This window comes from bacterium, assembly GCA_040753085.1.
GTDB lineage: Bacteria > UBA9089 > JASEGY01 > JASEGY01 > JASEGY01 > JASEGY01.
On record JBFMHI010000012.1, the window covers coordinates 1 to 15,547 of the forward strand.

14 protein-coding genes are annotated in these 15,547 nt (G+C 44.9%); 10 read left to right on the forward strand and 4 right to left on the reverse strand.

All coding sequences use genetic code 11. The features are described from left to right. Positions 1-238 precede the first annotated feature (238 nt). From AB1797_02775 to AB1797_02790, 4 genes are read left to right on the forward strand one after another with little or no spacing between them, the layout of a single operon-like run. Complete coding sequence (locus tag AB1797_02775; protein MEW5766537.1) at positions 239-436, forward strand: hypothetical protein; 198 nt, start codon at positions 239-241, stop codon at positions 434-436. A gap of 43 nt (positions 437-479) precedes the next feature. Beyond that, entirely contained in the window at positions 480-725 is a 246-nt protein-coding gene (locus tag AB1797_02780) for a hypothetical protein (protein ID MEW5766538.1), read from the forward strand. Between the two features lie 2 nt (positions 726-727). Continuing rightward, positions 728-1,810, forward strand: coding sequence for a sulfite exporter TauE/SafE family protein (locus AB1797_02785; GenBank protein MEW5766539.1), 1,083 nt, complete (start codon positions 728-730; stop codon positions 1,808-1,810). Between the two features lie 15 nt (positions 1,811-1,825). Beyond that, the gene (locus AB1797_02790; protein MEW5766540.1) at positions 1,826-2,686 is read left to right on the forward strand and encodes a universal stress protein; all 861 of its coding nucleotides are present in this window, start codon (positions 1,826-1,828) and stop codon (positions 2,684-2,686) included. Between the two features lie 900 nt (positions 2,687-3,586). On the opposite strand, the gene AB1797_02795 is transcribed toward AB1797_02790, so the two are convergent. From AB1797_02795 to rpoN, 3 genes are all read right to left on the reverse strand, one after another. Continuing rightward, positions 3,587-4,033: a hypothetical protein gene (locus AB1797_02795; GenBank protein ID MEW5766541.1), complete on the reverse strand. Its 447-nt coding sequence runs from the start codon at positions 4,031-4,033 to the stop codon at positions 3,587-3,589. 64 nt (positions 4,034-4,097) lie between these two features. Beyond that, positions 4,098-5,669: an OmpA family protein gene (locus AB1797_02800; GenBank protein ID MEW5766542.1), complete on the reverse strand. Its 1,572-nt coding sequence runs from the start codon at positions 5,667-5,669 to the stop codon at positions 4,098-4,100. Between the two features lie 492 nt (positions 5,670-6,161). Further along, positions 6,162-7,532, reverse strand: a complete 1,371-nt coding sequence (gene rpoN, locus AB1797_02805; protein MEW5766543.1) for an RNA polymerase factor sigma-54 — start codon at positions 7,530-7,532, stop codon at positions 6,162-6,164. Between the two features lie 247 nt (positions 7,533-7,779). Between rpoN and AB1797_02810 the strand changes: the two genes are divergently transcribed. Together AB1797_02810 and AB1797_02815 are read left to right on the forward strand one after the other, a co-directional pair. Then, a complete protein-coding gene (locus tag AB1797_02810) occupies positions 7,780-9,150 on the forward strand; it encodes an ATP-binding protein (protein ID MEW5766544.1) in 1,371 nt (456 codons plus the stop codon). After that, positions 9,128-10,336 carry a sigma-54 dependent transcriptional regulator gene (locus AB1797_02815; protein MEW5766545.1) on the forward strand — a complete coding sequence of 403 codons (1,209 nt, stop codon included), beginning with the start codon at positions 9,128-9,130 and terminating at the stop codon, positions 10,334-10,336. Before AB1797_02810 ends, AB1797_02815 begins: the two co-directional genes overlap by 23 nt. Here the strand turns inward: AB1797_02815 and AB1797_02820 are convergent. Then, a complete protein-coding gene (locus AB1797_02820) occupies positions 10,324-10,902 on the reverse strand; it encodes a hypothetical protein (GenBank protein ID MEW5766546.1) in 579 nt (192 codons plus the stop codon). The two genes, AB1797_02815 and AB1797_02820, sit on opposite strands and share 13 nt — an antisense overlap. A gap of 1,253 nt (positions 10,903-12,155) precedes the next feature. On the opposite strand from AB1797_02820, the gene AB1797_02825 reads away from it, so the two are divergent. The 4 genes from AB1797_02825 (at position 12,156) to AB1797_02840 (ending at position 15,546) form a co-directional block, all read left to right on the forward strand. After that, positions 12,156-12,617, forward strand: coding sequence for a PTS sugar transporter subunit IIA (locus AB1797_02825; GenBank protein ID MEW5766547.1), 462 nt, complete (start codon positions 12,156-12,158; stop codon positions 12,615-12,617). Then, on the forward strand, positions 12,614-13,057 hold the full coding sequence (locus AB1797_02830; protein ID MEW5766548.1) for a CBS domain-containing protein: 444 nt from the start codon (positions 12,614-12,616) through the stop codon (positions 13,055-13,057). Before AB1797_02825 ends, AB1797_02830 begins: the two co-directional genes overlap by 4 nt. 66 nt (positions 13,058-13,123) lie before the next feature. Next, on the forward strand, positions 13,124-14,503 hold the full coding sequence (locus AB1797_02835; protein MEW5766549.1) for an ArsB/NhaD family transporter: 1,380 nt from the start codon (positions 13,124-13,126) through the stop codon (positions 14,501-14,503). A 164-nt stretch (positions 14,504-14,667) separates the two neighbouring features. Beyond that, entirely contained in the window at positions 14,668-15,546 is an 879-nt protein-coding gene (locus AB1797_02840; GenBank protein ID MEW5766550.1) for a substrate-binding domain-containing protein, read from the forward strand. Position 15,547 lies beyond the last annotated feature (1 nt).

Genomic DNA, 15,547 nt, shown 5'->3' on the forward strand with positions numbered 1-15,547 from the left:
ATCGCCCTTACTGTCGGGGCACGTTGCAACGTGCCCCTACAGCCTTGTCAAGATAGAAGTTATCTGTTAGTGCTTGTCTTTATGCCGAAGGGGTAAATAATTACCCAAATAAGTAATCATAAGGGTTACCCTTACAAAAGACGAACCCATTAAAACAAACTTGACAAGGCAATAGGTATCAGGGAAATACTGAAGGCTGTTTGGTAAGTACTGATAAAATATAAGGGGGTATAAAAGGATGAAAAGGATTTGCAGAAAGATAGAAGATATGATGACCGCAATAGCCTTTGCTGAAGCAGGAGAGTTTGAAACTGCAACCGAGATACTCAAGGAATCAGAATCTAAGGAACAAAGTTCTGCTAAGACAGATAGATTGCCAGAAGAAACGGTTATGCCCCTGCGAACCTGCGATTCTGTGAGGCACAAAGGGGAATGATCATAGGCAAGATGCCTGGGCTACTATGAAGGAGGAATATTTCATGGCAAAGCAGTCGAAGAAAAAGCTCCTAAGTAAGATGATTATTTACGGTATAGGAACAGTGATTCTCTATGTCCTGCTGTTGACAAATCAGGACCTTGTCAATCAAAAATTTACCCTTGGAGGCTTTTATGCCCTGCTTCCCATAGGGACAGCTTTTATCTTTTCTTTTATTCACGGTAACTTTACGAGTTATTTTTGGACAGTGATAGGCATAGAGGCAAAAAAGAGAAGGGAGATTAAGTAAGGATGCACGATATAACTCAGACGGTGTCAAATTTTGTAGACCTTAACTGGATGAATATGACCTATCTCTTTCTGGTGGGATTTATTGGAGGTCTGGTGAGTGGTTTTATTGGCTCAGGTGGTGCCTTTGTCCTTACACCTGGTATGATGAGCATGGGGGTACCAGGACTCGTGGCAGTGGCATCAAATATGTGCCATAAGTTCCCAAAGGCACTCGTTGGTGCAATAAAGAGGGCAAAATATGGCCAGGTGGATATAAAACTTGGCCTTATAATGGGTGCCTCTGCAGAGGCGGGAGTGCTTATAGGTGCCCAGATTCAGGAAAACATCAAAAGGTCCTTTGGTGATGCAGGTTCGAACCTTTATGTAAGTGTAGCCTTTGTGGTGGTCCTTGCCATAGTGGGTGGATTTGTCCTCGGGGATGCCTTTAAATCAAAGAAGAATACTCAGATAGAGGTGGAAGAAGAGGAGGTAACAAGGATAGCAAAATGGATCCAATCCATAAACATCCCTGGCACAATGATCTACTTCAGGAGTCTCAATGCAAAGGTCTCTGTATTATTCACCATCCCTCTTGGATTTGCTACAGGTATGCTTGCCGCAACCATTGCAGTCGGAGGCTTTATAGGTGTTCCATCAATGATATACCTACTGGGTGCTCCGAGCCTTATGGCTTCTGCAACAGAGCTGGTAATTGCCTTTGTGATGGGTATGGGAGGGTCTTTTAAGTATGCCCTTCATGGTCTTGTGGATATACGACTGGCAATGATAATACTTGCGGGCTCTCTCTTTGGTATCCAACTTGGTGCAATAGGGACAACCTATGTTAAAGGATACATGATAAAACTCGTAATGGGAACAATAATGGTTATCGTCTTATTCAGCAGGGCATTGATGATTCCTGTCTATCTTAGTCAACTTAATCTCATATCTCACCTTGGAGAAACAATGGTAAAGATTCTTAAGGCTTCAAGTTTTGCTATAATGGTCCTGGCACTTCTGTTTGGTGGATTAATGGTCCTGGGAGCCCTCGTGAAAGGAATAAAGGAAGAAAAGAGATTGGAAAAAGGACTTTCAGTTACATAGGAGGAATTTATAATTATGAGTATCTACAGCAAGATTCTTGTGGCCATTGATGGCTCACTTACCAGTCTGCATGCCCTTGAGGAGTTCTTTAAACTCGCTCAGAATGAGGGAAACAGGATTACTGTGGTCTCGGTTATTCCACCATACATAGGAGACCTTGCCCTTGTCGCCGTTGGAGATATAATAGCAGCAATAAAAAAGCCTTGGGAAGAAGCACTTAAAAAAGCACAGGAACTTGCTGATAAACATAAGGTTCTCATAAAAACGGTCTGTGAAGAGGGTGAACCTTATGAGAGGATAATAGACCTTGCCCAGGCAGAAAATTGTGATCTCATAGTAATGGGCAGAAGGGGACTCAAGCGCCTTGAGAGGGTTCTTCTCGGAAGCGTTACCGCAAGGGTAATTGGATACAGTCCAATAGATGTCCTTGTTGTTACAAAAGATACCTTTGTGGGATGGCAGAGGATTCTTTTGGCAACAGATGGCTCTAAATACAGTGAACCTGCTACCAGAAGGGCAATAGACCTTGCCAGCTCCTATGGAGGAGAAATTAAGGTTATCTCGGTCGTTGATGTGCCTCCAGAATTTTATGCGGAATCACCAAAGACGGTAGATGAATTAATCACTAAGACAAAGGGGTATGTTGAAGCTGTAAAAAGGAATGCTGAAGGTGTTGGCGTGAGCACAGAGAGCTTTGTCCGTGAAGGAGAGTCCTATAAGGTAATTGCTGATATGGCCGAGCAACTTAAGGTAAACATTATTGTGATGGGCTCTCATGGTAGAACCGGTCTCGAACGGCTTCTCATGGGAAGTGTTACGGAAAAGGTCATCGGCCACACAGACCGGGCAGTGCTCGTCGTAAAAAGCGGGTTTTAGGTGGGATAGAGGGGCCGGTAACCGTATCCTTCATCCTTCTTTTACCTCGGTTTTATCCGGCCATACCGTAATAGAGAAACGGTCTTTGGTGAGCTTTTGTGATATCCCGCAAATTTCAAGGAGATATTCAGCAATCTCGGGACGGTTCAAAATCATCCATTTTCTTGTGAAACTTTAGGCGCGGTTAACCTTCCGCAGAAGTAGGGTGGGCATTACCCACCAATCTGTTCGCCATCTACGCCTTTTTGGTGGGCGGTGCCCACCCTACCTCTCAGCCGCAAGCTTTCACAGTAAAGTGAACCATCCCGCAATCTCTCTTTTTATTTTTCCAGGGATATTGTAACCGTTCAGTCCTTTTTTGTCGTAAGGGAAGAGGAGGTAGTAGAGAGAGCGGATAATGTGCTCATGATAATTGCGTTGCCAAAAACGCCCACGAAACCGCGGCCAGTCGAGAGTTCTAACGCCACGGGTGTATTCAACCGTCGTCAACGATCTGTAGGGGCAACCCTTGTGGTTGCCCCTGTGGTTGCCCTGTCATTTTGGGCACCCACAAGGGGTGCCCCTACGATTACAATGATACCGTGGATGTGGTTGGGCATGGTGATGAATGTGTCTAAATCAACGTCTGGAAATCGACTTGGTAATGCGTTCCATTCGTTGTAACCGTTCAACCATAAAGCCACTAAGCCACGAAGAGAATGATAGAATAGCACACGGATGACACAGATTTTGGCGGATTCTCACGGATTTTTTCTAATAAATTTTTATCCGTGTCAATCCGTTTCATCCGTGTAATCCGTGTGCTATTATTGGTAATCTTTGTGTCTTTGTGCCTTAAGAGCTGAATAGTTACAAAAATTTCCCCTCAATTTTCATTGCCCCCTGAACGGTTAGGGGATATTAGCGTCTAAAGGCATACATCCCCCCATTTGAAAACAGGGTATGCTCATCCAGCTCGATTGTTACAGCATCGTCTGTAAAAATAGCCTCGATCTTATTTAGATCTCCAGGCATCTCTTCCGGCAAACAAGTTATCTCTTTAGGTCTTTCATTTTGGTAATAGCGAATGTTTATTTTCTTCGAACCGAGTAAATGGGGCAAATGAGAGACAAACTTCAGGGCCTTTTCGGGAGGAACTTCGAAACTTAGTCCGTCGTCTCTGGCAGCCACATACAGCTCCGGATCACCGAATCTTCTTTCGCTCTTTTTGCTTTCTAAAGGGCCGCTGAATCCTTCCAGATCTTCCAGAGGAAGATAGCTCAAGAGATCTGTCTTTTCTTGAGGTGTCATTCTTCGAATCAATTCAGCTATCACACGGCTTATATTGGAAATAGACTTTTGTGGCACCAACCTTCCTCCTCAGTCAGAAGTCAGAGGTCTTCTGTCCTCTATCCTCTGTCTTCTGTCCCTGTTACTCTGAAGTCATAATCACTACTTCCACCCGCCGGTTCCTCCGGCGTCCTTCTTCGGTCTTGTTGCTGACCAGGGGCTCATTTCCCCCATAGCCCCTGATTGACAGCAGCCTGGGGGAGACATTCCCTTTCTCGATCAAATATTTCATTACATTATCGGCCCTGGCTTCTGATAATTGGAGATTAAGAAGGCTTGATTCTTCATCAGCTTCAGTGTGCCCTTCGATTATCACTTTTTTAAGTTGAGGATGCAGCTTAATGGCTTGAGCCACCGCATCCAATATATCAAAATACTCGGGTTCTACGGTTATTCTTAATCGAGGAAATGGTATGGGAAGAACCATTACCAACTTGCTGTCTTCCTTAATTACCTCTACCTCCTTATCTCTTAGATTTTTCAGGGCTTCCTCTAAATTGGCCGGTCCTGCCTTTTTTTCTTTCCCTATCACTTCCTCGGCCGGCTCTAATTTTGGTTTGGGTGATCTCTCTTTCTCCGTTATCTCCACCACAGGCATTTTTTCCTTTTCATCTCTTTTTTCACCGGTCGGGGCTTTAGCCTGTTTTTCCGCAGGTTCCGGCTTGGTTGGTTTTGGTTGATATACCTCGGCCGCTTCAGGGATAGATAATTGGGCCTTATATTGGTTCAAGGCAGCGGCAAGCTCCTCTATTCTTTTTTCCGCCTTCTCTTTAGCGGCAACTGCCTCTTGTGTTTTTGCATGCGCCAGGAAGATTTCCTCTCTCAATTTATTTATCTCAGCCACTATTTCCTCGTTTTTCTGGGTTTCAGCTTCGATTTTTTGCCGGGCGGAAACCAGCTCCCCTTTTGCCTGGGCCAATTCACTCTGAAGGGCTTCAGACTCACTTTTTTGTTGCGCCAGGGCCAGGTCTCTCTTTGTTTGAGTCAATTCAGCCTGCAGGGTTTCCAAACGCTTCTCAGCGGCGGCGAGGTCGGTCTTAGCATTCTCGGCCATAGAGAGTCCTCGCTGCATCTCTTCCCGAGCTTTAAGGATTTCCTCCTTTTCTTTAAGGAGCAATTTGCTTTCCTTTTCCTGATCCGCTATGGTCTGTTGAGCCGCCTCAAGCTTAGCCCTGGCAGCCGAGAGTTCCCCTTGCATCTTTTCTTGATTCGCCATGGCGCCCTGAGCCGCCTTAAGCTCAGCCTGAAGACGGGACAATTCCCCCCTCAGTTTATTTACTTCTTCTTCCGCCTCTTTTCTGGCACGATCGGCCTGATCCGCCTTATCTCTTTGGGAAAATAGTTCTTGCCGCAGTTCTTCTATTCTTCCCCCCTTAATTCGGCTAAGGCCCCCTTTCTCTAAATTCTCTCGTTTTTCTTTCTCTTCTATAAGGTTACGCTCGGCTAAAGCCATTTCATCTTTAAGTCTGGCCAATTCCTTTTCGATCTCATTAATGGTCTCTTGCGACTTTTTCTTAATGGCCTCTACCTTTTCTCTGGCTTCTCTGACCGCCTCATCTGTTTGGACTTGAGCCTCTCCCCCCACCCTGCTCAAAAACAGGACCATAAAAATCAACCCGATAATAAAACTTAACCTTCTTCCTTTCATCATCATCACCCCTTATTTTAATTAACGTAACCGTTCAGGTATGCACGAATTAGCACGGATAAATAACACAGGACAGAAGGCGGAAGTGTAGGGACAGGGCTTGTCCCTGTCCGTGCTTGTCCATGTCCGTTCCGTAGACGGACAACCACAAGGGTTGTCCCTACAGCCTAAGGACAGACCCTAATCACGGACACGGCTCACGGATTTTCCGTATTTCATCTGTGTGCATCTGTGGCTGAAATGTAACTATTCAGGCAGATAGGCTGAAGGCTGAAGGCTGAAGTTCAATAGCCTTCAGCCTTCAGCCTATCCACCTGAGTAGTTACAATAAATTGTTAATTAGGTGTAAGCGTTCAGCCACTAAGGCACAAACTCGATGCTCGATGCTCGATCCTGGATACTGGATCCTTTACCAGCATCGAAGATCGAGCATCGAGGATCGAGCATCGAGCATCGAGCATCCAGCATCATGTGCTGAACGGTTACGATAATCGATAATTAGGTTATCTCTCGCCGGAGGTAAGAAGCCCTGACACCTATCTCTTCTCTGTATTTACTAACGGTCCGTCGGGCAACCTTTATCCCCTCTTTTTGAAGCAATTTCGTTATCTTGGAATCTGATAAAGGCCGCTTGGGATCTTCCTTTTCAATCAATGTCTTTATCCGTTCCTTGACCTGAATAGAAGATGCCTGTTCGCCTCTTTTCCTATCCAGGCCGGAATCAAAAAAGTACTTCAGGGGAAGCATTCCCCACGGAGTCTGAGCAAACTTATTGGATATCGCCCTGGAGACAGTAGTGGCGTCAAGTTCTACCCTCTTAGCCACATCTTCCAGTTTTAGCGGTTTTAATCCCCGAGGACCGATTCTCAGGAATCCATCCTGAATATTAAAAATAGTTTTTGCCACCTTCATAAGCGTATTTTTACGCTGAATAATACATTGCCTGAACCAGGCGGCTGACTTGATCTTTTCTCGAATATATTTAGCTACCCCCTCCTCTAAGCGGTCTTGTTTCAAAACATCTTTGTAGTATGAACCGATTCGCAATTTAGGGATTTCACGATCATTTAATGAGACGACAAATTCATTATCCACCTCTTCCACGATTACATCAGGCGTAACATACACAATGGCCTCATTTTCATATAACCGTCCTGGTTTTGGCTCCAGGGTGGATAAATCTTTAATTAGTTCTTTTACCTGAGCTAAAGGAATATTCATCTCTTTAACAATCTTATCATATCTCCGGCGATAAATATCTTCCAGATGATTTCTGATTAAGGTGATAATAGGGGTATTGTCCCAACCAAGCTCTTTAGCCTGGATTTCCAAACATTCTTTCAAATCTCTTGACCCTACTCCAGGCGGGTCAAAGCCCTGAATTTTAGTCAACATCTTTTCCAGCTCAGACACATCTTCCTTTAAGCTGGCCGCTAAGGATTCCAGAGGCAGAGATAGATATCCATTGTCATCAATCTCCCCGATCAAAAACCTGCCTATGAAAAACTCTTTTTCAGTCAGAGACAAGGTCCTGAGCTGCCCCAACAAATGCTCTCTCAGGGAAGGGGTTTGGGTGACCAGATTCTCATAGTTCGGTTCCCATTCGAGGTCTGAGACGGTCCCAAAGGCCGGGAAATCATCCTTCTTCTCCAGATATTTCTCCCAATCTATTTCAGGGTCCTCTGCCTTTTGTTTTGGCTTTTCTTCAATCTCTTCTCCTTCCAATTCCAGGACCGGATTTTCCATAAGTTCGGTTTCTATTTCCTCTACAAGTTGTGGAGTAGAAAGTTGAAGAATATGGATAGCCTGCTGAAAAACCTGGGTGAAAATCAGTTGTTGTCTCTGGATCTGCTGGATGGTCTGTTCCATAACATTTTTAGGCCTTGATCAGCGTTTCGGCCATTTACCCCTCAGGGGGATAGGCTGAAGACTATCCCTAAAAGTCTTCAGCCTTCAGCCTATCCACCTGATTGGTGAGTGGCCAAAACGATGACCCTGGCCTTTTTGTTATAATTATAGCAGATTAAATCGAATCTATCAAGAAAAAAATAAGCCATTGGCTATTGGCTAAAAAATAAGGTTGCATTTTTAAGAAAAATTTAGTAAGATAAGGAATATGTTTGCCCAATTAAAGGAAGTCCTGGCCAAACGAATAGTCTATTTGAAGATCATCATCTTTTTGGGGTTATTACTTCTCCTGATGATTAACGCCGGCAGTTGGTTTTTCTACAACCGGACCAGGAATTATTTAGAAGACGAGTTGGCTAAAAGACTAATTGCCATTGCCGCCACGACTGCCCTTAAAATAGACCCAATTGGCCTAAGTGAAGAATCAAACAAAGCTCGTCTCAAAAAATTCTTAAAAGATGTAAGGCAGACTAATAATCTTTTCAATATCTCTATTCTTGATACCAGACAGCAGGTGGTGGTGGAAGCCAAAGATCGAACTGAAGAAGAAAGGGAGAAGTTCATATCTTTTACGGAAGAGGGCACTAAGGCCTGGCTGAGGGCCTGGGGAGGGACTAATGCCGTGTCTGGGGTTTACTGGATTGATGGGACATATCTTAAAAGCGGTTATGTGCCTATCAGGGATGAAAAGAGCATACCCAGGGCCATCCTTTCGGTGGAGGCGAGTGTAAGATTCTTTAATGTCTTGAATCTATATAAGCGGAGTTTAATCCTCAGTGGCTTAATATCTCTGGCCTTTACCTTTCTTTTCGGGTTATTTCTCTATCGGGTGATGGTCTCGACCACTTCTGCTCAGGAGAGTGTTCGTCAGGCGGAAAAACTGGCTACCATGGGGCAGCTTTCAGCCGGTCTGGCCCATGAGATTAGAAATGCCTTAGGGGTAATTGATGGCACGGCCGAGGTATTAAAACAAAGATACAATCTGCCTCAAGGCAGGGATGAGATGTTTGACTATATCCCGGCTGAAGTCAAAAAGTTAAAAAAGATTACCTCTGAATTTTTGACTTTCTTCAAAGGAACCCCCTTGAAACTGGAACCGGGCAATATAAATTCCGTGATTGATCATACCTTTATTTCTTTAAGATCCGAGTTAGAAAATGTCCATATCAAACTTTCCAGGAGATTTCGGCCTGATTTACCCCTGACCTTATTTGATAGTGGAAGAATGGAACAGGTCTTCTTAAACCTCTTGTTAAATGCGAAAGAAGCCATGCCTGACGGAGGCGAGATCAGTGTCACTACTAATGTGGTTACAGCTAAGGCCGGACAAAGCTATATTCAGATAAAGGTATCAGATTCAGGCCAGGGAATTCCTCCTCAGACTGTCGATAAACTGTTTGAACCCTTTTTCACTACTAAAGAAGAGGGACATGGCCTGGGATTATCCATTGTTTCCAGGATTATTGAGGAGCATAAAGGTGAAATTACCGTTGAGAGTGAAAAGGGGGTAGGCACAACCTTCGCTGTTTTTCTACCGGTAAGGAGTAAAGTAAATTATGAAAATTCTCGTAGTCGATGATGAACGAAAGATGTGTAACATCCTGAAGGCCATTCTGGAAGATGAGAACTATTCGGTAGCCACTGCGGAAAGTGGCCAGGAAGCCTTAAGATTACTGGGCCGGGCGGATAGTTTTGATCTGATTATCACCGATTTAATGATGCCTGAGGTAGATGGCATGGCCATCCTTAGGACGGTCAAAGAACGTAAATCACCCCCTGAAGTTATCATTATGACCGCCTATGCTACGGTTCAAACAGCGTTAGCCGCTATGAAAATGGGGGCTTATGACTATATTATTAAGCCTTTTGAAATGGATGAACTGAAATTTATGATCAAACGGCTGGCTGATCAGAAAAGGCTCATAAGTGAGAATATTGAGCTTAAACAGCAACTTGAAGCCAAATACGAATTTGAAAACTTTATTGGAAGAAGCGCTAAGATGATGGGACTTTTTGAGTTAGTCAAAAAGGTCATCTCAGGCGACACGACTATCCTCCTCAGGGGGGAAAGCGGCACAGGCAAGGCCCTGCTGGCCCAGGCTATTCATTACAACAGCCCGAGGCGGGAGAAGCCTTTTGTCAAGGTTCACTGCTCTGCCTTTCCCGGTCAGCTCCTGGAACATGAGCTCTTTGGTTATGAAAAGGGCGCCTTTCCCGGGGCCCAATTTAGAAAATTAGGCCGCCTTGATCTGGCCGGAGACGGGACTATCTTTTTAGACGAGATTGGCGACATTGAGTTGCCTCTTCAGGCAAAGCTGCTCAGGGCTGTTCAGGATAAAATAATAGTCCGGGTAGGGGGAATAGAAACTATTTCCGTCCATGCCAGGATTATTGCCACCACCAATGTGGACCTGGAAAAGGCCCTTCAGGAAAAAAGGTTTAGAGAAGATCTTTATTATCGATTAAATGTCTTTCCCCTCTTTATTCCTCCTTTACGGGAAAGGGTGGATGACATCCCGGATCTTTGTTATCATTTTTTGAAAGGATTGGGCCACGGACCGGAAAAAATAGATAAAGAGGCTATTACCTCCTTGATGAACTATCCCTGGCCCGGTAATGTCCAGGAGTTGGAAAACATTGTGGAAAGAATGGTGGTTCTATCAGGCGAGGGGATTATTACGGCTGATATGCTGCCGCCTCATATCAGAGAAAGCCGCGAGCGGAAAGAATCTTCTCCCTCAATCGGGGCAAATTATCTGCCTTGACCCCTGTTTATTAAAGTGTCTACCACATTACCCCCTCTTTCTTCTCCCGCCGTAGAAACACGATCTTCTGACCGGCCTCTTTCCGACTCCCTCATTTCTCTTCGGAAGGAGGTGGTTGTGGTGGACGTATCTCCGCCCTTAAGTTCACTCAAGCTTCGCTGATGGAGCATCTGTCTGGTAATAGGGAGAGAACTTCTCTTGCTTCCCACTATTTCTTCCTGAAGGGTGTTAATATCTCTCTCTAACATCTCTCTCGTCCCTGGATTTTCTCTTTCTTCGGGATACCCCTCGCCCCCCTCATTTATCTCCTCCCTATTGAGCCTGAATCCTTGTTCCTCTCCGGCCAGCCTGGCTCTTTCCATCTCGTGGGCCGTATTTCTGTATCGGAGATAGTCCTCAGCCAGAGATAAAACCGGGAACTGTCCCCCGGGGGTGCTTCCCTGGGGTTGAGCCAGATAAAATCCTGCTTCCGAGTGTCTGACCCGATGGTTTCTTTCACTGCCCCTCTCATTGGATCTAACCTCTTTTCTGTTTTGGTCGATTGCCGTTACAAGTAGATTGGCCATTTTGATCCCCCCTCCTTGGGAATTAAGGGTTGAGAACAGAGAGGTCTCTTCTCTCCACTCTCAGCTTTCCCCTCTCCATTTTTTGTCAATCAGCCAACAAATGGCTAAAGAATCTCTTGTAGGATTGTTGTTTTTTGTGGGGCCAAATAAAAAAGGGCCCTCCACAAGGATACCCTTCTTGTTGTAGAGAAGCCCTTTTGATAGCTCATATTTCAGACACTCATTTTAGCTACATCGTCAACCTCTTACTTTAAGCTTAATCTCGGTGATTTCTACCAATAGATTACCACCCTTGTGGTTTATAGATTTCAATAGTGTTCGTCTATTATATTATCGACATTGCCTTAGGAAAACATTAAGGGCATTACAGATTATTTCCAGAGAAATAAGCTAATTAGAGGATAATAGTTATTTTTTCCCACTGTAATTAGCCTAATATCTCCCTATTTTAGCTTATCTCGAAAAACCATGTAATTATACTTTGACAAGATCTCAGTCTTATGATACACTAACACACAATTAGTTGGCGAAAGATTTCGACCTGTGCAATTAGAAATTGCAAGCACTTCCTTTCAAACCTGAAAGGTTTGAACTTCACATAGCCGTATGTGAAACATACGGTAACAAAAATATAAGTCAGCCCAACCCTGAAAGGGTTGAATGTTATGCGATGGACAATGTTCGACCCTTACAGGGTCGAGCGTTGCGGGTGTATTTATTTCCGTAGATTGGTATCTACGGCTATTTAAAATTTGACGCTTTCAGCGTCAGTAGGTTAAACCTAATTGCACAGGTCGAAAGATTTCGACCTGTGCGGTTAGGTTTAATTTACTAATTTGAGTTCTTTATATGCACCGAAGGTGCAAAGGAATTGTAGCCGTAGGTTTCAACTTACGGAACATTGGATTAAAGTGGAATTAAGCCCCGCAGGGGCGAAGGAAAAGTTCGCGGTGGGCAAAAACTGGAAAAATCAACGCTCAAATTTATCCCTGATCGCGTTCATTGATCCTCATTTTTCCTGCGCCCCGTCGGGGCTTAATTTTATGGAACATTATCATTCCGTAGATTGAAATCTACGGCTAACATCCTGTAGCCCTTCGGGCTTTCATAATGATTTTATTTCAAAATAATGTATTTGATAACCGTACAGGTCGAAAAAAATCAGTGTTTCATCCGTGTCCATCTGTGGCTGAATAGTTACAAATTTAGCTACTTGTGAGGCTGTTGTAAATAAAGGCGAAGGAGTCCTGATTATGACATTATCGAAATTTATTGACAAAAGCTTGATTGAGGTTAACTTAGCTTCTTCCTCTAAGGAAGAGGCCATCTCTAAGTTAGTTGACCGGATAGACCGCCGGACTAAGATCGTTGACAAAAAAAAGGTTCTTGATGAGCTCCTGGAACGGGAAAAGGGTATGAGCACAGGCATTGGTGAAGGCGTTGCTTTGCCCCATGTTAGGACATCAAATGTGAGCAAGATTAGTATTGCCTTGGGGATAAGTAAAGAGGGGATTGAATTTAACTCCTTTGACGGAAAGCCAGCTCATTTGATCTTTCTTCTCTTAGGCCCTAACTCTGATAATGAGAATTACTTGACTATGATGGCTCAAATTACAAAGTTAGTATGCACCGAAAGGAAGAGAGAAAAATTACTCCAGGCCAGAGATCCTAAAGAGGTAATCCAGTTCATAATCGAAATGGAGGCAATGAGATGAAAGTAGCTAATTATATGGTAGAAGATGTAATAACCCTTTCCCCTAACAAGAGCTTCGAAGAAATACTGGCTCTATTCAGGAGGGAATCTTTTGACTGTCTGCCCGTAGTTGATAATGAAAGAAGACTGCTTGGGGTTGTCTCCAGGACGGATCTGCTTAAGATATTCGTCCCTGAATATTTTGCCCTTATAGATGATATCTCCTTCATCAAAGATTTTGGGGCGATGGAGGTAGACCATAAATCGGCTGAGATGATGGAGAGACTTTTAGTGGCCGGTGATATAATGACTACCAAAGTAATTACCATCACGGCTGATTCCTCTCTTTTTAAGGCCGTGGCCCTGATGAGGAAGTATAATATCAGGGTCATTCCGGTCGTAGAGGGGGAAAAACTGGTCGGTATCATTTCCCGGACAGATCTTATGAAGGCCTTTCTGTAATTGAGCTTCGAGTTTCAGGTTTAAGGGATCAGGAAATAAATAACTAACTATGAAGGAGGAAGGATAATGGAGCACGAAATAGCTGCCGCCGCCCAGCCCGTTACCAGCACTGTTTTTTGGACGGCCACCATCATATTCCTTTTGGCGTATGCGATTATAGTCTCTGAAAAGATTCACAAAACAATTGTGGCCATTGTCGGCGCTTCACTTATGTTAGTGCTCAAGATATTGATGCAGCACGAGGCCTTTCATATAGAGGAACTCGGTGTGGACTGGAATGTTATTTTCCTTCTTATCGGAATGATGACCATTATTAACCTTATGCGCCCGACAGGGGTTTTTGAATACATAGCCATCAAGAGCGCCAAGATCGCTAAAGGAGACCCCCTTAAACTTATGGCCATCCTGGCCGTAGTAACCGCTGGATTAAGCGCCTTTCTGGATAATGTTACCACGGTGTTGCTTATTGCCCCGGTCACCATCCTTATTGCAGATATCCTGGGGGTTGATGTCATCCCATTCCTGATCACAGAGGTCCTGGCCTCAAACATAGGCGGCACGGCGACACTTATTGGTGATCCACCCAATATCATGATTGCCTCCAAGGCCAAGCTCGACTTCATGGCCTTCATCTATCATCTGACCCCGGCCGTTGTAATCATGATGGTGGTCTGTGTACTTCTCATAAAGATAGTATTTGGCAAAAAACTCAAGGTCAAACCTGAGTTAAAGCAGCAGGTTATGGAGATGAACGAGAATGAGGCCATAAAGGATCCGGTGATGTTGAAGAAGTCCCTCTTTGTCCTTTCGGTGGTTATATCTGGTTTTGTTTGTCACGGGATGCTTCACTATGAGCCGGCTACCATAGCCCTCTTTGGGGCAGGGCTGCTCCTTCTGCTTTCAGGCACCCACGACCCCCACCATTACCTGGCTGAGATTGAATGGCCGACTATATTCTTCTTCATTGGGCTTTTTATTATAGTGGGCGGGGTAGTGAAGGTCGGCTTAATAGAATGGATGTCTCTTAAGGTCCTGGCCCTGACCCAGGGTAATATGTTTGCCACGAGTATGGTGGTTATGTGGTTTTCTGCCTTTGCCTCAGCCTTTGTGGACAACATACCTTATGTGGCCACGATGAACCCCTTGATTATTAATCTGGCCCAGGGGATGGTGGCCCAGGGGATATGGCCGCCCCACCTTAAAGGAGTAGAACTCCTGCACTATTCAGAGTTAATGCCTCTGTGGTGGTCGCTGGCCCTGGGGGCTTGTCTGGGAGGAAATGGCACGGCTATCGGTGCCTCAGCCAATGTAATTGTGGTCGGAATAGCGGAAAGGGCCGGCCGAAGGATCAGCTTTCTGAAGTTTATGGCCTACGGCATGCCGGTGATGATACTGACCGTTTTCATATCTACGATTTATGTCTGGCTCAGATATTATATATTTTAAATAATGGTAACCGAAGGGTTTTTCTCCTTCTGTTCTCTGAGTTCTGTCTTCTGTTCTTCTTAATCCCCCGCCAGGGGAGGACACCCGCCTTTGACATCTGTTCTCTGACCTTTGTCCTCTGCTATCTGCTTCCGTGCTAATCCGTGGCTGAATAGTTACAAATAATGAAGGAGTGCTTTATGGCCGACCCGGAAGACCATATGACCAAATACCCTCTTAGGGGCCTAGGGGTTACGCTTCTGGTGATATTCGTTACGCTTGTCTCTGGGTGTTCGGAGAAGGTAACAGAAAAAGAGAGGCAAGCGGTCAGACTTAGGATGTCCAGCACCAGCAGCTTAGATAATACCGGGCTCTTTGAGGCGCTTAACCCTCCTTTTGAGGAAAAATACGGCGCCAAGGTAGATGTGGTGGTGGTCGGAACCGGCAAGGCCTTGGAATTGGCTCAAAATGGGGATGTAGACCTAACCTTTGTTCATTCTAAAGAGGAGGAGATAAAATTCGTCGAGGCAGGCTACGGGGTAAACCGGCGAGAAGTAATGGCTAATTATTTTATGATAGCCGGTCCGACTTCTGATCCGGCCGGGATTAAAACCGCTAAAACGGCGGTGGAGGCCTTCCAGAAGATAGCCGAGGCTAAAATTTCTTTTGTCTCCAGGGGAGATGACTCTGGCACTCATATCAGAGAGAAGGCTATCTGGAAGGAGACGGGTATTATCCCTTCAGGAGATTGGTATCTTGAGAGCGGTCAGGGGATGGGGGCTACCCTGATTATGGCTGATGAAAAGCAGGCTTATACCCTGGTTGATCGGGGGACATATCTTAAATACCTGGATAAAATCGAGATCCGGGGGGTATTTGAAGCTGAGTCCGAGGCCCTTTACAACCCTTATGGAATTATCGCCGTTAATCCGGCCAGGCACCCTCATGCCAATTACATCCTGGCTATGGCCTATATTGCCTGGGTGACTTCTCCTGAGGGACAGAAGATTATTGGCAATTTTAAAGACAAAACCGGCCAGGTGCCTTTCACTCCCTTATTCTGAA

What these genes read in the sequence shown, in the direction of transcription:
- AB1797_02835 (MEW5766549.1), top strand. Translation starts at nt 13,124, where the DNA reads ATGGAGCACGAAATAGCTGCCGCCGCCCAGCCCGTTACCAGCACTGTT.
- AB1797_02790 (MEW5766540.1), top strand. Translation starts at nt 1,826, where the DNA reads ATGAGTATCTACAGCAAGATTCTTGTGGCCATTGATGGCTCACTTACC.
- rpoN (MEW5766543.1), bottom strand. Translation starts at nt 7,532, where the DNA reads ATGGAACAGACCATCCAGCAGATCCAGAGACAACAACTGATTTTCACC.
- AB1797_02810 (MEW5766544.1), top strand. Translation starts at nt 7,780, where the DNA reads ATGTTTGCCCAATTAAAGGAAGTCCTGGCCAAACGAATAGTCTATTTG.
- AB1797_02840 (MEW5766550.1), top strand. Translation starts at nt 14,668, where the DNA reads ATGAAGGAGTGCTTTATGGCCGACCCGGAAGACCATATGACCAAATAC.
- AB1797_02780 (MEW5766538.1), top strand. Translation starts at nt 480, where the DNA reads ATGGCAAAGCAGTCGAAGAAAAAGCTCCTAAGTAAGATGATTATTTAC.
- AB1797_02785 (MEW5766539.1), top strand. Translation starts at nt 728, where the DNA reads ATGCACGATATAACTCAGACGGTGTCAAATTTTGTAGACCTTAACTGG.
- AB1797_02815 (MEW5766545.1), top strand. Translation starts at nt 9,128, where the DNA reads ATGAAAATTCTCGTAGTCGATGATGAACGAAAGATGTGTAACATCCTG.
- AB1797_02825 (MEW5766547.1), top strand. Translation starts at nt 12,156, where the DNA reads ATGACATTATCGAAATTTATTGACAAAAGCTTGATTGAGGTTAACTTA.
- AB1797_02800 (MEW5766542.1), bottom strand. Translation starts at nt 5,669, where the DNA reads ATGATGATGAAAGGAAGAAGGTTAAGTTTTATTATCGGGTTGATTTTT.
- AB1797_02830 (MEW5766548.1), top strand. Translation starts at nt 12,614, where the DNA reads ATGAAAGTAGCTAATTATATGGTAGAAGATGTAATAACCCTTTCCCCT.
- AB1797_02820 (MEW5766546.1), bottom strand. Translation starts at nt 10,902, where the DNA reads ATGGCCAATCTACTTGTAACGGCAATCGACCAAAACAGAAAAGAGGTT.
- AB1797_02775 (MEW5766537.1), top strand. Translation starts at nt 239, where the DNA reads ATGAAAAGGATTTGCAGAAAGATAGAAGATATGATGACCGCAATAGCC.